Annotated in this window: 16 protein-coding genes and 1 tRNA gene; 9 read left to right on the forward strand and 8 right to left on the reverse strand. The window is 60.7% G+C overall.

Features of this window, described 5'->3' with window-relative positions; all coding sequences use genetic code 11:
- Positions 1-40: 40 nt before the first annotated feature.
- Positions 41-1,348 (reverse strand): inorganic triphosphatase, encoded by a 1,308-nt coding sequence (locus EKL15_RS11530; protein ID WP_100395884.1) that lies wholly within the window; start codon positions 1,346-1,348, stop codon positions 41-43.
- Between the two features lie 278 nt (positions 1,349-1,626).
- Here EKL15_RS11530 and EKL15_RS11535 point away from each other — a divergent pair, with 278 nt between their 5' ends.
- Together EKL15_RS11535 and EKL15_RS11540 are read left to right on the forward strand one after the other, a co-directional pair.
- Complete coding sequence (locus tag EKL15_RS11535) at positions 1,627-2,247, forward strand: TIGR04211 family SH3 domain-containing protein (RefSeq protein WP_019453078.1); 621 nt, start codon at positions 1,627-1,629, stop codon at positions 2,245-2,247.
- Positions 2,248-2,369: 122 nt separating this feature from the next.
- Positions 2,370-3,614: a multifunctional CCA addition/repair protein gene (locus EKL15_RS11540; protein WP_100395883.1), complete on the forward strand. Its 1,245-nt coding sequence runs from the start codon at positions 2,370-2,372 to the stop codon at positions 3,612-3,614.
- A gap of 39 nt (positions 3,615-3,653) precedes the next feature.
- Here EKL15_RS11540 and bacA read toward each other — a convergent pair whose 3' ends face one another.
- Together bacA and folB are read right to left on the reverse strand one after the other, a co-directional pair.
- The gene (gene bacA, locus EKL15_RS11545) at positions 3,654-4,478 is read right to left on the reverse strand and encodes an undecaprenyl-diphosphate phosphatase (protein ID WP_025160107.1); all 825 of its coding nucleotides are present in this window, start codon (positions 4,476-4,478) and stop codon (positions 3,654-3,656) included.
- 132 nt (positions 4,479-4,610) lie between these two features.
- Positions 4,611-4,970 (reverse strand): bifunctional dihydroneopterin aldolase/7,8-dihydroneopterin epimerase, encoded by a 360-nt coding sequence (gene folB, locus EKL15_RS11550; RefSeq protein ID WP_100395882.1) that lies wholly within the window; start codon positions 4,968-4,970, stop codon positions 4,611-4,613.
- Between the two features lie 107 nt (positions 4,971-5,077).
- Between folB and plsY the strand changes: the two genes are divergently transcribed.
- Positions 5,078-5,722: a glycerol-3-phosphate 1-O-acyltransferase PlsY gene (gene plsY, locus EKL15_RS11555; protein WP_047729813.1), complete on the forward strand. Its 645-nt coding sequence runs from the start codon at positions 5,078-5,080 to the stop codon at positions 5,720-5,722.
- Positions 5,723-5,752: 30 nt separating this feature from the next.
- Here plsY and tsaD read toward each other — a convergent pair whose 3' ends face one another.
- Complete coding sequence (gene tsaD, locus EKL15_RS11560; protein ID WP_049198481.1) at positions 5,753-6,766, reverse strand: tRNA (adenosine(37)-N6)-threonylcarbamoyltransferase complex transferase subunit TsaD; 1,014 nt, start codon at positions 6,764-6,766, stop codon at positions 5,753-5,755.
- 325 nt (positions 6,767-7,091) lie between these two features.
- Between tsaD and rpsU the strand changes: the two genes are divergently transcribed.
- The 3 genes from rpsU to rpoD all read left to right on the forward strand — a co-directional run bounded on the left by rpsU (position 7,092) and on the right by rpoD (position 11,191).
- The gene (gene rpsU / locus EKL15_RS11565) at positions 7,092-7,307 is read left to right on the forward strand and encodes a 30S ribosomal protein S21 (RefSeq protein WP_001144069.1); all 216 of its coding nucleotides are present in this window, start codon (positions 7,092-7,094) and stop codon (positions 7,305-7,307) included.
- A gap of 136 nt (positions 7,308-7,443) precedes the next feature.
- The gene (gene dnaG / locus EKL15_RS11570; RefSeq protein ID WP_025304325.1) at positions 7,444-9,192 is read left to right on the forward strand and encodes a DNA primase; all 1,749 of its coding nucleotides are present in this window, start codon (positions 7,444-7,446) and stop codon (positions 9,190-9,192) included.
- Positions 9,193-9,349: 157 nt separating this feature from the next.
- On the forward strand, positions 9,350-11,191 hold the full coding sequence (gene rpoD / locus EKL15_RS11575) for an RNA polymerase sigma factor RpoD (protein ID WP_004937194.1): 1,842 nt from the start codon (positions 9,350-9,352) through the stop codon (positions 11,189-11,191).
- Between the two features lie 74 nt (positions 11,192-11,265).
- On the opposite strand, the gene mug is transcribed toward rpoD, so the two are convergent.
- A complete protein-coding gene (mug, locus tag EKL15_RS11580) occupies positions 11,266-11,754 on the reverse strand; it encodes a G/U mismatch-specific DNA glycosylase (RefSeq protein WP_060419767.1) in 489 nt (162 codons plus the stop codon).
- Positions 11,755-11,900: 146 nt separating this feature from the next.
- Between mug and EKL15_RS11585 the strand changes: the two genes are divergently transcribed.
- Positions 11,901-11,976 (forward strand) — tRNA-Ile (locus EKL15_RS11585).
- 122 nt (positions 11,977-12,098) lie between these two features.
- Entirely contained in the window at positions 12,099-12,539 is a 441-nt protein-coding gene (gene aac(6') / locus EKL15_RS11590) for an aminoglycoside 6'-N-acetyltransferase (protein ID WP_203089492.1), read from the forward strand.
- Here the strand turns inward: aac(6') and EKL15_RS11595 are convergent, their stop codons facing one another.
- Entirely contained in the window at positions 12,540-13,256 is a 717-nt protein-coding gene (locus tag EKL15_RS11595; RefSeq protein ID WP_060388247.1) for an HPP family protein, read from the reverse strand.
- A gap of 171 nt (positions 13,257-13,427) precedes the next feature.
- Between EKL15_RS11595 and yfcF the strand changes: the two genes are divergently transcribed.
- The gene (gene yfcF, locus EKL15_RS11600) at positions 13,428-14,063 is read left to right on the forward strand and encodes a glutathione transferase (protein ID WP_004937171.1); all 636 of its coding nucleotides are present in this window, start codon (positions 13,428-13,430) and stop codon (positions 14,061-14,063) included.
- 73 nt (positions 14,064-14,136) lie between these two features.
- On the opposite strand, the gene EKL15_RS11605 is transcribed toward yfcF, so the two are convergent.
- Positions 14,137-15,378, reverse strand: a complete 1,242-nt coding sequence (locus EKL15_RS11605) for an amino acid permease (protein ID WP_203089494.1) — start codon at positions 15,376-15,378, stop codon at positions 14,137-14,139.
- Between the two features lie 58 nt (positions 15,379-15,436).
- Positions 15,437-16,891: an NAD-dependent succinate-semialdehyde dehydrogenase gene (locus EKL15_RS11610; protein ID WP_038879538.1), complete on the reverse strand. Its 1,455-nt coding sequence runs from the start codon at positions 16,889-16,891 to the stop codon at positions 15,437-15,439.
- Between the last annotated feature and the right edge of the window lie 4 nt (positions 16,892-16,895).

A 16,895-nucleotide genomic window follows, 5' to 3' on the forward strand; every position in this document is an offset into this window, starting at 1 on the left:
ATGACCCGTTCTGCGGCCCACGGCTGGCGGGCCGGCTTGATTAACGAAGCGCGCCGTTTAACCAGAATGGCGCATGCGATAAGGCCTGTTTGCGGCTGGCTTCATACCAGCCCTGACGGCGCTCGCTCAGCGCCGCCTGCAGTTCGCGCCAGGCCTCGATATAAGGGCCGGTCTGCTCGTCGGGGTAGGCACCCGACAGCAGGACCAGCGCCGAAATCTGACGCGTCAGGCGCGGCAATTGTTCCTGATATTCATCTTCGTTCAGCGTACGGCTGAAGGCTTCTTTCAGCTCCGCACCGCTGCGCCCCAGCATGATGTCGCTGAAGCGTTTGAAAGAACCGTCCAGCTTGGCCTGCGCTTTGGCATCGATAAACGGCCGCCAGGCGCCGCTCACCAGCCATGATGTGAGCGCCAACTTACATTGCAGGTAGGTGGCGCTGTAGCACAGGGCCTCTGGTTGCGCGGCTTTGTCCGCCAACAGCGGCTCGAGCTCGGTCAGACGGGCGCGCAGATCGGCGCTGGCCTTGCGCGGCACCAAACCGCCGAAGATCACCAGCGCCTGGCGAATCGTTCCGACCGCCTCAATCACCGAAGCGCGCGCCTGCGCGTCGCCGCGCAGCCACAGCTCTTCGTGGTACTGCCAGTGGCCCAGCGCCAGCTCGAAGGCGGCGATCATCCCCTGCTCCACGGTCGCCTTCGCCGCCGGCTTCAGCACCCGCAGCGGGCGCACCTGGCGCGGCAGATTGCCCTGCGCCAGGTGGTAACCGCGCGCCGCCTTGCTCAGGCTGCCCTGACGCAGCCCGCCGTGCGCCGCCAGCTCACCGGCCAACGCCAGCAGATCGGCAGTATTGCCGTTCAGCAGCTCCAGCTCTACCTCGCTCAGGGCTTCGCTGAGGTCACCGGCGCGCACCTCGCCCTGGTCCACACCAATCTCGATCTCGCTTTGGCCGTAAGTAACCACCCACTTCTCTCGCACGAAATCGGTACGGAACAGCGGCTGCAACGCCTGCTGCAGCGCCGTGATATCGCAATCCTGCGGCCAGATCTCGGCAGGGAACTGCGCCAACGCCAGCTGCGGCTCGGCGATAGCGACATTGTATTCCGGGCGCTGGTGCAGGCCGCCCACCACTTTACCGGCGGTTTTGATGGTCATCTCATAGCGATCGTCGAAACCGCGAATTCGCAGCCCCATGTCGTGACGGCGCAGGACGTTGTCGGCCGTTTCGAAGTAAATGTTGGTCAGCTTTTGCGGCGCGGAATGCTGATGCGGCCAGGCGGCGAGCCATTGTGGCAGAGCGGCCACCGCTTGCGGCGCGGCGATGAATTTCAGTTCAATTTCAACGGTCATAATTCTTTAACACCAATAAGTTACGCATTCGCGTCGGTTTCAGCGCGGCGCGTTCGGCCCGCCGTATGCTGCCCAATGACGCACAGTTGCCATTATCTTACCGCGATTCCCGGCGCCTTAACCCTGCTAACTGTAGAAAAAACCTGTTACGTTATAAAACGCTGCGCAACTCACAGAATCAGCCACAGTAAGATAGTTCTCATTCCGGTTTTGGCGTTGCGTCGTCAGACTGAACGCTCTACTATCGTTCCATAAATTCACCCAGAAACGATGAACTAATGCAGAAATTACGCCTGATTTGCCTTGCCGCGCTGAGCTTCAGCATCACTTGGGCCGCACATGCCGAAGATAAACGCTATATCTCCGATGAGTTAAGCACTTACGTCCATAGCGGCCCAGGTAATCAGTACCGTATTGTCGGCACTCTGAACGCCGGTGAAGAAGTCACCCTGCTGAGCGTCAACGACAGCACCAACTACGGCCAGATCCGCGATCCGAAAGGCCGCACCACCTGGATCCCACTCGACCAGCTCAGCCAGACGCCAAGCCTGCGCACCCGCGTGCCCGAGCTGGAACAGCAGGTGAAAACCCTGACCGACAAGCTGGCCAACATCGACAACACCTGGAACCAGCGCACCTCGGAAATGCAGGAGAAAGTCGCGGGCAGCGACAGTACCATCAGCAGTCTGCAGAAGGAAAACCAGGATCTGAAAAACCAGCTGGTGGTCGCGCAGAAGAAGGTCAACGCCGTTAACCTGCAGCTCGACGACAAGCAGCGCACCATTATCCTGCAGTGGTTCATGTACGGCGGCGGCGTCGCCGGCGTCGGTTTGCTGCTGGGCCTGCTGTTGCCGCACCTGATCCCGCGCCGCAAGAACAACAACCGCTGGATGAACTGATCTCAGTATCGTTCAGTTTGAGTATGGGCGCCTGCGGGCGCCCTTTTCATTCGTGCCGACATCCCGCGGCCAATTCATGTAATCTGATAGACAGAGCCTTACACGATATTCAGGAGTCAACAGTGCAGATTTATCTGGTCGGCGGCGCCGTTCGCGACAGCCTGCTCAACATCCCGGTGGTCGATCATGATTGGGTGGTGGTGGGCGCTACGCCGGCGGCGCTGCTGGCATTGGGTTATCAGCAGGTCGGCAAAGATTTCCCGGTGTTCCTCAACCCCGATTCTCATGAGGAGTACGCGCTGGCGCGCACCGAGCGCAAATCCGGCCAGGGGTATACCGGTTTTACCTGCTATGCCGCGCCGGACGTGACGCTGGAAGAAGATCTGCTGCGGCGCGATCTGACCATCAACGCCATCGCCCGCTCCGCCGAAGGGGAACTGATTGATCCTTACGGCGGCGTGGCCGATCTGCAGGCGCGCGTGCTGCGCCACGTTTCAGACGCGTTCGGCGAAGATCCGCTGCGCGTACTGCGCGTGGCCCGCTTCGCCGCTCGCTTCGCCCACCTGGGTTTTCACATCGCCGACGAAACGCTCGCGCTGATGCGCCAAATGGCGCACGGCGGTGAACTGGCTGCGCTGACCGCCGAACGTGTCTGGAAGGAAACCGAAAAGGCGCTGCAAAGCCAGAGCCCGCAGGTCTATTTTCAGGTGTTGCGCGACTGCGATGCGCTGGCAGTGCTGTTCCCGGAAATCGACGCGCTGTTCGGCGTACCGGCCCCCGCCAAGTGGCACCCGGAGATCGACACCGGCGTGCACACGCTGATGGCGCTGGCGATTGCCGCCCGCCTCACGCCGGAGGTGGACGTGCGCTTCGCCACCCTGTGCCATGATCTCGGCAAAGGATTGACGCCGAAAGAATTCTGGCCGCATCACCACGGCCACGGCCCGGCGGGCGTGCGGCTGGTCGAAGCCCTGTGCCAGCGGCTGCGGGTGCCCAACCCGGTGCGCGATCTGAGCAAGCTGGTGGCCGAGTACCATGACCTGATCCACACCGTGAACAAGCTGCGGCCGGAAACCCTGCTGAAGCTGTTCGACGCCATCGACGTCTGGCGCAAACCCCAGAGGCTGGAGCAGATGATCCTGACCAGCGAAGCGGACGCGCGCGGCCGCACCGGCTTTGAGGAGAACCCTTATCCACAGGGCGACTATCTGCGCCAGGCGTATCAGGTGGCGAACGCGGTATCTATCAAAGAAGTGGTGGCCAGCGGGCTGCAGGGCACCGCGATCCGCGACGAGCTCAAACGCCGCCGCCAGCAGGCGCTGGCCGACTGGAAACTCAGCCAAACGATTATCAACGATCAGGCATAAAAAAACCCCGCAAAGCGGGGTTTTTTCTTGGCGTCGGGCTTACAGGAATACCATGTAAACCACGGCTGCCACGATAAAGCGGTAGATGGCGAACGGCACGAACGAGATGCGTTTGATCAGCGACAGGAAGGTCTTGATCGCAATCAGCGCCACCACGAAGGCCGTAATGAAACCGACGGCAAACATCGGCAGATCGCCCCAGGTCAGGAAGTGCAGGCTCTTGTACAGATCCAGGCCGCTGGCGCCAATCATCATCGGCACCGCCAGGATGAAGGAGAACTCGGACGCCGCATAGCGGTTCACGCCCACCAGCATACCGCCGGCGATAGTGGAACCCGAACGGGAGAAGCCCGGCCACAGCGCCAGGCACTGGAAGCAGCCGATCATGAACGCCTGGCGGTAGGTGATGTCATCCAGCCCTTCCGCGCTCGGTTTCTTCGGCTTCAGCCATTCCGCCGCCAACAGCAGCAGGCCGCCGACCACCAACGCGTACATCACGTTTTTCGGCGCGAACAGCGACTTGATGAAATCATGGAAGGCCAGGCCCAGCACCACCGCCGGGATCATCGCCAACAGGATGTGCCCCAGCTTCAGCTGGCCGCTGGTTTTGCCCTCGTGCTCCACCGGCTTGCCACCGAAATGGATGCCGATCAGGCCGAACAGCCGGCGCCAGAACATCACGACTACGGCCAGGATCGACCCCAGCTGGATAATGACTTCAAAGGTTTTGGCTTTGTCGCCGGTAAAGCCCAGCCACTCGCCGACGATGATCATATGCCCGGTGGAAGAAACCGGCAGAAATTCGGTTAATCCCTCGACAACCCCAAGAACAAACGCAATAAACAGTGAATGCATGTCTGCCATGTGCTTCGCTCACCCCATAAAATAACGGCTATCACATAAAAAAGCGGCAATGCTTAAAGACAATGCCGCTAAAACAATTCTCAGGATTAAGACCAGGTTAACGGTCTTTCGTTGCAAGCAGATGACATAAAATCATGCGGGACGAGTGCCGCGCTCGATGATCACGCCGACCCGTCTGGCATGTGCTACAGCGCCCGGTTTGCTGACCTTAATACGGACCCAGGGGGAATTGAAGCGCTGAAGCAAAATTTCGGATATTTCCTCTGCCACTCGCTCGACCAGCGCAAAACGGTTCGACTCCACGTGCTGGATCACGGCGTCGCTGACGTCGGCATAGCTCAGACAGTCAGTTACGTCGTCGCTGGCGGCGGCCGGCCGGTTATCCCAGCCCATTTCGATATCGAACACCAGCTTCTGACGAATGCCCTGTTCCCACTCATAAACGCCAATGGTGGTAATTACGGTAAGCTCTTCAATAAATACGATATCCATCACGTCATTCTCTGTTTTTGGCCTTGCCGGATACCACTTCCAGCGGAATGTGCGTATTATCCATAGATGTTGCGAGTAAAACGACCATTATTAAACGGAACCGCGTTATGAGTGCTACCGCGCTTGGCATGATTATCTTCGCGTATCTGTGCGGCTCGATTTCCAGCGCGATCCTGGTTTGCCGGATCGCCAGGCTGCCGGATCCGCGTGAACATGGCTCAGGAAATCCCGGGGCGACCAACGTCCTGCGCATCGGCGGCCGGCTGGCGGCAGCGGCGGTGCTGGTATTCGATATTCTGAAAGGGATGTTGCCGGTCTGGCTGGCCTACAAACTCGATGTGCCGCCGCTGTACCTCGGCCTGACGGCGATCGCCGCCTGCCTGGGGCACATCTATCCGGTGTTCTTCCACTTCCGCGGCGGTAAGGGCGTAGCGACGGCGTTTGGAGCCATTGCGCCTATCGGCTGGGATCTGACCGGCCTGATGACCGGCACCTGGCTGCTGACGGTGTTGCTCAGCGGCTACTCTTCGCTCGGCGCCATCGTCAGCGCGCTGATCGCCCCGTTCTACGTCTGGTGGTTCAAACCGCAGTTCACCTTCCCGGTGGCGATGCTCTCCTGCCTGATCCTGATGCGGCATCACGACAATATTCAGCGCCTGTGGCGCGGCCAGGAAGGCAAGATCTGGGGCAAGTTCCGCAAGAAGAAAAACCAGGCGGATGCGGATAACGGCGACCAGCCGAAAGACGAATAACAGAAGGGCCGGATTATCCGGCCCTTTGCTTTATACCGCAGGCAGTTCCGCCAGCGGCCAGCGCGGCCGCACCGAAACGCTCAGTTCCGGGCTGGCGCCGCTCTTCAGGCGCACCATGCCGGCATAGGCGATCATCGCGCCGTTGTCGGTGCAAAATTCCGGGCGGGCATAGAATACTTCCCCACCGCGCTTGTGCATCATCTCCGCCAGCTTGGCGCGCAACGTGCGGTTGGCGCTCACGCCGCCGGCCATCACCAAGCGTTTGAAACCGGTCTGCTCCAGCGCGCGTTTGCACTTGATTGCCAGCGTGTCCACCACCGCATCCTCGAAGGCGCGGGCGATGTCGGCACGCGTCTGATCGTCGTTGCCGTTGGAGCGAATGGTGTTGGCGGCGAAGGTTTTCAGCCCGGAGAAGCTGAAGTCCAGGCCCGGACGATCGGTCATCGGCCGCGGGAAAGTGAAACGCCCCGCCGTGCCCTGCTGCGCCATCTTCGACAGCATCGGCCCGCCGGGGTAATCCAGGCCGAGCAGCTTGGCGGTTTTGTCGAACGCTTCGCCGGCGGCATCGTCGATCGATTCGCCCAGCAGTTCATACTCACCGATGCCGGTGACGCTGATCAGCTGAGTATGGCCGCCGGAGACCAGCAGCGCGACGAACGGGAACGCCGGCGGGTTATCTTCCAGCATCGGCGCCAGCAGGTGGCCTTCCATATGGTGCACCGGCACCGCCGGCACGTTCCAGGCGAACGCCAGCGCGCGCCCCACGGTAGCGCCGACCAGCAGCGCCCCCACCAGGCCCGGCCCGGCGGTGTAGGCCACGCCGTCGATGTCGGCCGGAGTCAGGTTGGCCTCTTTCAGCGCCGCCTGAATCAGCGGCACGGTTTTGCGCACGTGATCGCGCGAGGCCAGTTCCGGCACCACGCCGCCGTAGTCGGCGTGCAGCTTCACCTGGCTGTATAATTGGTTGGCCAACAAACCGGTTTGATCGTCATACACTGCAATTCCGGTTTCATCGCAGGACGTTTCTATACCCAGTACTCGCATTACATTTCCCATCATTCACGTGCGGCCGCCAGTCTACCACATTCCGCCGCATTTACCGCCAGCGCGGCGCATCTTGTCACCGGCTCGCACCTATGTCGATGATTCATCCAGAAAATGCCCAGGCGATTAAACACGAGCATTTTTTTCTGATTAGTCTATAATCAGCGCCCGGTGCAAAATTGCGCACGTTGCGGCAGAGCGACGCGGGTTTCAATTTGCGGTGATGCTTTACAAAGCAGCATCCATTGGAGTAAAATTCCGCACCATTTTGAAAAGGCTGGCGCTTGGCCAGCAACAAACCGAATTTTATTGAGGTGAGAGGCACATGCCGGTAATTAAAGTACGTGAAAACGAGCCATTTGACGTTGCTCTGCGTCGTTTCAAACGCTCTTGCGAAAAAGCAGGTGTTTTAGCTGAAGTTCGTCGTCGTGAGTTTTATGAAAAACCAACTACCGAACGTAAACGCGCTAAAGCTTCTGCTGTGAAACGTCACGCGAAGAAACTGGCTCGCGAAAACGCACGCCGCACTCGTCTGTATTAATTCTTCGGGGGCAACCCCACCGCGTGAATTTCTGATTTTCAAAATCGCGCAGACCGAGTAGTTGCATACGAAGGCCGTGCTTTCCGAAAGGAATGCGCGGCTTGTTCTCGTTTATAGGCTAATGAAGTAAGGGCTTATGGCTGGACGAATTCCGCGCGTATTTATCAATGACTTGCTGGCTCGCACCGACATCGTCGACTTGATCGACGCTCGCGTGAAGCTCAAGAAGCAAGGCAAGAACTACCACGCGTGCTGTCCGTTCCACCACGAAAAGACGCCTTCCTTTACCGTTAATGGCGAAAAGCAGTTTTATCACTGTTTTGGGTGTGGTGCGCACGGCAACGCCGTCGATTTTTTGATGAATTACGACCGACTCGAGTTTGTCGAAACCATCGAAGAGCTGGCGACCATGCACGGGCTGGAAGTGCCTTACGAAGCGGGCACCGGGCCAACCCAGATCGAACGCCATCAGCGCCAGAGCCTGTACCAACTGATGGAGCAGCTCAGCGCGTTCTATCAACAGTCACTGCAGCAGTCCTCCGGGGCACCGGCGCGCAGCTATTTGCAGCAGCGCGGATTAAGTGACGACGTTATTCGCCATTTCGCCATCGGCTTCGCGCCGGCGGGATGGGACAACGCCCTGAAGCGTTTCGGCCGCGACGCCGACTCGCGCCGCGCATTGAACGATGCCGGCATGCTGGTGACTAACGATCAGGGGCGTTCGTACGACCGTTTCCGTGAACGGGTGATGTTCCCCATCCGCGACAAGCGCGGGCGCGTGATCGCCTTCGGCGGCCGCGTATTGGGTGACGGTATGCCGAAGTACCTGAACTCGCCGGAAACCGAAGTTTTCCATAAGGGCCGCCAGCTGTACGGCCTGTATGAAGCACAGCAGAACCACCCTACCCTCCAGCGGCTGCTGGTGGTGGAAGGGTATATGGACGTGGTGGCGTTGGCGCAATTCGGCATCGATTATGCCGTCGCCTCGCTCGGAACCTCGACGACGGCTGAACACATTCAGCTGCTGTTCCGCGCCACCGACAACGTCGTCTGCTGTTACGACGGCGACCGCGCCGGCCGCGAGGCGGCATGGCGGGCGCTGGAAACCGCGCTGCCGTACCTGAACGACGGGCGCCAGCTGCGGTTCATGTTTTTGCCCGACGGCGAAGATCCGGACACCCTGGTGCGCAAGGAAGGCAAAGAAGCCTTCGAACAGCGAATGGAGCAGGCGCAGCCGCTGTCCACGTTCCTGTTCGAAAGCCTGCTGCCGCAGGTGGATCTGAGCAGCCCGGACGGACGCGCCAAGCTGAGCACGCTGGCGCTGCCGCTGATTACTCAGGTGCCGGGCGAAACGTTGCGCTTGTACCTGCGTCAGGAGCTCGGCAACAAGCTGGGGCTGCTGGACGACAGCCAGCTCGACAAGCTGATGCCCAAGCAGGCGGAAAATGCGAATCCTTATCAGGCGCCCCAGCTAAAACGCACAACCATGCGTATACTGATAGGGTTACTGGTGCAAAATCCGCAGTTGGCTACACTTATCCCTTCGCTTGAAGGGCTGGAGCAGACCAAACAGGCGGGATTGCCGCTGTTCGTCGAACTGGTGCAGACCTGTTTGGCGCAGCCGGGCCTGACGACCGGGCAATTGCTGGAGCTGTATCGCGACAACAAATTCAGCCAGCAGCTTGAAACCTTGGCGACATGGAACCATATGATCGTTGAGGACATGGTCGAACAGACCTTTTTGGATACGTTGGCCAGCCTGTACGACTCGGTGCTCGAGCAACGGCTGGAAACGCTGATCGCCCAGGCCAGAACGCGCGGCCTGAGCCCGGAGGAACGTGAAGAAGTCCGTTCTCTCAACCAGGTTTTAGCGAAGAAAAACTGAATACCAAACGGCTTAAGTGCCGATAATTGCGAGGGCAGAGCCCTGCACAGTGCCGCCATAGTGGGCCGCGGCGATAACGAAAACGCCCCAAATGCTATTGTTGGCGGTTTCGCCGACCGACACCAACCTAAATACTCTGAAGTGTGGATACCGTCTTATGGAGCAAAACCCGCAGTCACAGCTGAAGCTACTTGTCACCCGTGGTAAGGAGCAAGGCTATCTGACCTATGCTGAGGTCAATGACCATCTGCCGGAAGATATCGTCGACTCCGATCAGATCGAAGACATCATCCAGATGATTAACGACATGGGCATCCAGGTGATGGAAGAAGCACCGGACGCCGATGACCTGCTGCTCGCCGAAAACTCGAACAGCACGGACGAAGATGCGGAAGAAGCCGCCGCACAGGTTCTGTCCAGCGTGGAATCCGAAATCGGCCGCACCACCGACCCGGTGCGCATGTACATGCGCGAAATGGGTACCGTCGAACTGCTGACGCGCGAAGGCGAAATTGACATCGCCAAGCGCATCGAAGACGGCATCAACCAGGTGCAGTGCTCGGTTGCCGAATACCCGGAAGCCATTACCTACCTGCTTGAGCAGTACGATCGCGTCGAAGCGGGCGAAGCGCGCCTGTCCGATCTGATCACCGGCTTCGTCGATCCTAACGCGGAAGAGGACATCGCCCCAACCGCCACCCACATCGGTTCTGAACTGTCGAGCGAAGAGCAAGACGACGACGAAGAAGATGAAGACGACGAAGACGACGATACCGAAGACGACAACAGCATCGATCCTGAGCTGGCGCGTCAGAAGTTCGCCGAGCTGCGCGATCAGTATGAAGCGACGCGTCTGGTGATCAAGAAGAACGGCCGCAGCCACGCCAGCGCCGCGGACGAGATCCTGAAGCTGTCTGAAGTGTTCAAGCAGTTCCGCCTGGTGCCGAAGCAGTTCGACTTCCTGGTCAACAGCATGCGCACCATGATGGACCGGGTTCGCACCCAGGAACGCATCATCATGAAGCTGTGCGTTGAACAGTGCAAAATGCCGAAGAAAAACTTCGTCACCCTGTTCGCCGGCAACGAAACCAGCGATTCCTGGTTCGAAGCCGCGCTGGCGATGGCCAAGCCATGGTCGGAAAAGCTGAAAGACGTGGCTGAAGACGTGCAGCGCAGCCTGCAGAAACTGCGTCAGATCGAAGAAGAAACCGGCCTGACCATCGAGCAGGTCAAAGACATCAACCGTCGCATGTCGATCGGTGAAGCGAAAGCCCGCCGCGCGAAGAAAGAGATGGTTGAGGCCAACCTGCGTCTGGTTATTTCTATCGCCAAGAAATACACCAACCGCGGCCTGCAGTTCCTGGATCTGATCCAGGAAGGCAACATCGGCCTGATGAAAGCGGTAGACAAGTTCGAATACCGCCGCGGCTACAAGTTCTCGACGTACGCCACCTGGTGGATCCGTCAGGCTATCACCCGCTCCATCGCCGACCAGGCGCGTACCATCCGTATTCCGGTGCATATGATTGAGACCATCAACAAGCTCAACCGTATTTCGCGCCAGATGCTGCAAGAGATGGGCCGCGAGCCGACGCCGGAAGAGCTGGCAGAGCGTATGCTGATGCCGGAAGACAAGATCCGCAAGGTGCTGAAGATCGCCAAAGAGCCAATCTCGATGGAAACGCCGATCGGCGACGACGAAGATTCGCATCTGGGCGACTTCATCGAGGATACCACCCTCGAGCTGCCGCTGGACTCCGCGACCTCGGAAAGCCTGCGTTCCGCTACCCACGACGTGCTGGCCGGCCTGACCGCGCGCGAAGCGAAAGTGCTGCGCATGCGTTTCGGCATCGACATGAACACCGACCACACGCTGGAAGAGGTAGGCAAGCAGTTTGACGTTACCCGTGAGCGTATTCGTCAGATCGAAGCCAAGGCGCTGCGCAAGCTGCGTCACCCAAGCCGCTCCGAAGTGCTGCGCAGCTTCCTGGACGACTAAGTCCGGCTGCCGCACCAAAAACAAAAACCCCGGCCTGCCGGGGTTTTTTTATGCCCTGAATACGCCCTGCCGCATCATTGCAACGCCAGGAACAGCTCACGATAGCTGGCGGTAAGCTGCTCCAGCGTGGCGCGGTTCAATCCGCTGGGGTTAGGCAATACCCACACCTCGGTTTCCCCCAGCATCAGCGCCTGTTTGCCCCAGGGCGCGTTTTTCACCCCGAAGGCGGTGGTGAACGCCTGCTTGCCCAAAATCGCCAGCGCGCGCGGCTGATAGCGCAGGATTTTCTCTTGCAGCACCTCGCCGCCGCTGCGCAGCTCGTCGCGCGACAGCTCGCTGGCCGCCACCGTCGGGCGCGCCACCAGCGCGGTAATGCCGCAGCCGTTATCCTTCAGCTGCTGCCACTGCTCCGGCGCCAGCTGGCGCTCGGTAAAGCCGGCCTGATGGATCACCTTCCAGAAGCGATTGCTGCCGTTGGCGAAAGGGTAGCCCTGATGGGCGGAAGAAAGGCCGGGGTTGATGCCGCAAAACACCACCCGCAGGTTAGGTGCCAGAAGTTCCATGAGTGTCGTGAGTCCATTACAGGGATTTACTGCGGTTATCGCAAAATCCGCCAGCAATTACAACAGGCTAGAACTGTGCAGAAAAGCAACATACGGGCGGGTAACAGTAGACCGCCGCTTAAGGATTCCCTATAATCTCGCGGCTTGGCCCCTTAGCTCAGTGGTTAGAGCAGGCGACTCATAATCGCTTGGTCGTTGGTTCAAACCCAACAGGGGCCACCAAATTTTAGCTGTTTTCACAGCCTTACAAGCCATTCTGTCCGGGATGGCTTTTTTGTTTCCCGCCGCCGTGCCACACTTCTCTTTCGGCATTCCTGATTTATTCCGACTCATAAGGGCCCCGCATGATCATCAACTGCGACCACGACAACCTCGCCGCCTGGCTGGCGCTGCGCACCGCGCTGTGGCCCTCCAGCTCGCCTGAAGATCACCGCGCGGAAATGCGCGAGATACTGGCTTCACCGCACCACACCGCGTTTATGGCGCGGGGGCTGGACGGCGCTTTCGTTGGCTTTGCCGAGGTCGCGCTGCGCTACGATTACGTCAACGGCTGCGAATCGTCACCGGTGGCGTTTTTGGAAGGGATTTATACCGTCGAGCGCGCGCGCCGCCAGGGCTGGGCCGCGCGCTTGATCGCACAGGTGCAGGAGTGGGCGAAGCAACAGGGGTGCAGCGAGCTGGCGTCGGATACCGACATCGCCAATCTGGACTCCCAGCGCCTGCATGCGGCGCTGGGCTTTGCCGAAACGGAGCGGGTGGTGTTTTACCGCAAAACGCTGGGCTGATCAGGCGGTCTTGCTTTGCCGCTGATGCGCCAGCTGCTCGGCGCGCAGCAGGATCTCCTGCAGATCGTCCTCGTCAATATCGAACAGATCCCCCTCCATCAGCGCCTCGTGCAGATCGGCGCGGGTGATGGCAACGGCATCGATCGGTAGATTGGCCGGTTTGGCCTCCGCCGGCGCCAGCGCGTGCGGGTAGCGTCGCCCGGCCAGGTTATTGAACAGAATGGCCAGCGCCGCCAGCAGCACCGAGTTCAGCAGCACCGGGTACAGCACGAAGTGGTAGCCCATCTGGTGAATGCCGGGGCCGCCGAGGATGGCGGTCAGCGCCACCGCGCCACCCGGAGGATGCAGGCAGCGCAGCTTGAACATCAGGCCGATGGCCACCGCCGCCGCAACGCCGCAGGCCAGGCCCGGATCGGGGATCAGCAGACCGGCGCTGACACCCACCGTCGCCGCCAGCGCATTACCGCCGACGATCGACCACGGCTGCGCCAGCGGGCTGTTGGGCACGCCGAACAGCAGCACCGCCGAGGCGCCCATCGGCGCGATAAACCACAGGTTCACCTCGCCCAAAATAAAGTGGCTGATCCAGCCGGCGAGCATTAGCCCCAAACCGGCGCCGACGCTGGAAATCAGCATCTCTCGCTTGCCCACCGCCAGCGGGTGCGGCCACAGGCGCGCGCATCCCACTTTTACTCGTTCTATCCACTGCGTCTTCATGTTACCCAATACGGCTCAATTCACTTGTTGGCAACAAATATATCACATCACCCTGAAGGAACTCACGGCGCCGTAAACCGCGCCGCCCAAGAACTTTTAGGCTAACAGATTGATTTTTAGCCTCCCCTCGTCAATGATGAATGTTCCCCCCTTAACCCCGAGGAACCGCCGATGTCTCAACCGATCACCGAGCTTTATACCGACAGTGAATTTTTCAGCCCGTACGCCATGTCCGCCTTTGTCGTGCTGACGGAAAAAGGCATTCCGTTCACCGTGAAGCCGGTGGATCTGGCGAAAGAAGAGAACAAAGAGGCGGCCTACGCGGCGCTGTCGCTCACCCGCCGGGTGCCGACGCTGGCGATCGGCGAGTTTCAGCTCTCGGAGTCTTCGGCGATCGCCGAATACCTGGAAGACATCCACCCGGCCCACGCCGTGTACCCGCGCGACGTGAAGCTGCGCGCCAAGGCGCGCGAGATCCAGGCCTGGCTACGCAGCGATCTGTTGCCGATCCGCGCCGAGCGCTCGACCGAGGTGGTGTTCAACAACGGCAAGTTCCCGCCGCTGTCCGAAGCCGCGCAGGAGGCCGCGCGCAAGCTGATCGCCGCCGTGGAAAAGCTGCTGAGCCACGGGCAGGACAATCTGTTCAGGGAGTGGTGCATCGCCGACACCGATCTGGCGCTGATGCTCAACCGGCTGGTGATGCACGGCGACCCGGTGCCGGAGCGCGTGCGCCACTATGCGCACAAGCAGTGGCAGCGCCCGTCGGTGCAGGCCTGGCTGGCGTTGTCGGAAAAACGGCGCGCCTGAGAAAAAAATCGGCGGCCACGACGCCGCCGTTCTCAATGCCGAGAAACAACATCACTGCTTGAGGGAAGGCAAATCACCATCCAGAGGGCAGATAGCCTAACAATGAAGCGATGGCGTACACCGCGCTGGCCAGGTACAGCAGCACAATGCTGACCTGCAGCAACGGGTGCGTGATCCAGTTGCACTGCCAGCGCGGGGTCTGGTCGCCCTGTTTGCGCGCGCCGCGCAGGATCAGCATCGGCATGATCGACAGGATCACCCCGCTGAACACCCCGGCGAAGTAGAGCGCGTTGACGAACGACACCAGCCCGCTGTAGGCCAGCACGAACGGCGGCACCACCACCAGTAGCAGCACGCCGAAGCGGCGCAGCGGCAGCTCGTCGTTGCCCAGCCGGAACTTGTCGAAAATATTGGTCAGGAAGCTGCCGCCCAATCCCCAGTACGAGGTTAGCATCGCACACAGCGCAAAGATGTTGGCGGAGAAGAACGCCCACTGCCCCAGCGCCTGGCCCCAGGAGATGGTGGCCACGTCGGAGATGTCATCCAGCCCGCTGAGCGCGATCACCGACATCGGCACCGCCGCCAGCAAAATGAAGGTCACCACCATACCGACGATGATCGCCTTCGGCAGTTGTTCCGGCTTGTCGGCAAAGCCGCGCGCCATTTCCGGCACGATGTACTGCGCCGAGAAGCAGAACACCACCACGTTGAACACCGGCACCATATAGCGCCAGTCGCCGTCCAGCAGGTTGCGCATCTGGGTGGTGTCTTTCAGCAGCGTTGCCGCCACCAGCGCGGTCAACATCACCACCATGCCGATGCTGATGAACTTCTCGCCGCGGCCGATCGCTTTCAAACCGAGGTACAGCACACCGGCGGCGGGCACGAAGAACAGCAGGCTGCCCATCGCCGGCGAGATGCCGAACAGCGATTGCAGCAGCTTGCCGCTGCCGGTCATGTAGGCGGTAAGCGCCCCGACGCTGTTGACGCACACCGAAGCGAACATCAGCCAGGCGCCCAGGCCGCCGACGTAGCGCTTCGCCAGCCCGCTCAGCTGCAGATGTGCGCGGGTGCGCAGCGTGGATTCGGCGACGTACAGCATAGTGATGGTGGTCAGGCTCCCCACCAGCACCAGCCAGAACAGCAGCGGCAGGAAACCGGCCTTGCTGGAGGCGTAGGCGATGGAGAGCACCCCGGCGCCGATGTTGGTGCCGACGATCATCGCCACCCCTTCGAGGAAACTTAACGATTTGGCGGGTGCAGGTGCTCGCACCCCGGCGGCAAGCGCCGGAGAAACAGAGATATTATCAGACATGCATCATCCTTTATCGCCCGGCGACGCTGGCCGCCGGGATGGGTTAACGTCCTGACGCTCAACAGCTCACATCGATACACAGGTATTTCAGCTCCAGATATTCTTCTATCCCGTAGCGCGATCCTTCACGCCCGAGCCCTGACTGTTTCACGCCGCCGAACGGCGCCACTTCGTTGGAAATCAGCCCGGTGTTGATGCCGACCATGCCGTACTCCAGTGCCTCCGGCACGCGCCACTGGCGCGCGGCGTTCTGCGTGAACAGGTAGGCGGCCAGGCCGAATTCGGTGTCGTTGGCCATGGCGATGGCTTCCGCCTCGTCATGGAAGCGGAACAGCGGCGCCACCGGCCCGAAGGTCTCTTCTTTGGCGAAGCGCATCTTCTGCGTTACGCCGGTCACCACCGTCGGCTGGAAGAAAGTGCCGCCAAGCGCGTGCGGCTGGCCGCCGGTGGCGATCTGCGCCCCTTTGATCAACGCGTCGTCGATATGGCTCTGTACCTTCGCTACCGCATCGCTGTCGATCAGCGGCCCCTGGGTGGTGCCTTCCTGGCTGCCGTCGCCGACTTTTAGCTGCTCGACCGCCGCCACCAGTTTCTCCGCCAGCCGCTCGTAGATGCCGTCCTGCACGTAGATGCGGTTGGCGCAGACGCAGGTCTGGCCGCTGTTGCGGAACTTGGAGGCCATGATGCCCGCCACTGCCGCGTCCAGATTGGCGTCGTCGAACACGATGACCGGCGCGTTACCGCCCAGCTCCAGCGACAGTTTTTTGATGCTCGGCGCGCACTGCGCCATCAGGATGCGGCCGACCTCGGTCGAACCGGTAAAGCTCAGCTTGCGCACCACCGGGCTGTCGCACAGCACCTTGCCCACCTGTGCCGCTTCCCCGGTCACCACCTGCAAAACGCCGGCGGGAATGCCGGCGTCCTGCGCCAGCTTGGCCAGCGCCAACGCGGTCAACGGCGTTTGCTCGGCCGGTTTGACGATGATGGCGCAACCAGCCGCCAGCGCCGGCGCCACCTTGCGGGTGATCATCGCCGCCGGGAAGTTCCACGGGGTGATGGCCGCGCACACGCCGATCGGCTGCTTCACCACCACCAGGCGCTGCGAAGCCTGCGGCGCCTGCAATACCGCACCGTCCACCCGCTTGGCCTCTTCGGCGAACCAGGTGATGAACGACGCGGCGTACGCCACTTCGCCGCGCGCTTCCGCCAGCGATTTGCCCTGCTCGGCGGTCATCAGCTGCGCCAGATCTTCCTGCGCGGCCAGCACCTTGTCGGCCCAGGCCAGCAGCAGCGCGGAACGCTGCTTGGCGGTCAGCTGTTTCCACTCGTTTTGCGCTCGCTGCGCCGCCGCGATCGCCTGCTGGGTTTCCTCTTCGCTGACCAGCGGAATGCTGGCCAGTTCGGCGCCGGTGGCCGGGTTGATCACCGCTTCGCGCTTGCCGCTCAGGGCATCGCACCATTCGCCGTTGATCAGACACTGGCTGCGCAACAGTTCGGGATTGTTCAATTTCATGCCG

The organism is Serratia sp. 4542 (genome assembly GCF_016805595.1).
Lineage (GTDB): Bacteria > Pseudomonadota > Gammaproteobacteria > Enterobacterales > Enterobacteriaceae > Serratia > Serratia nevei.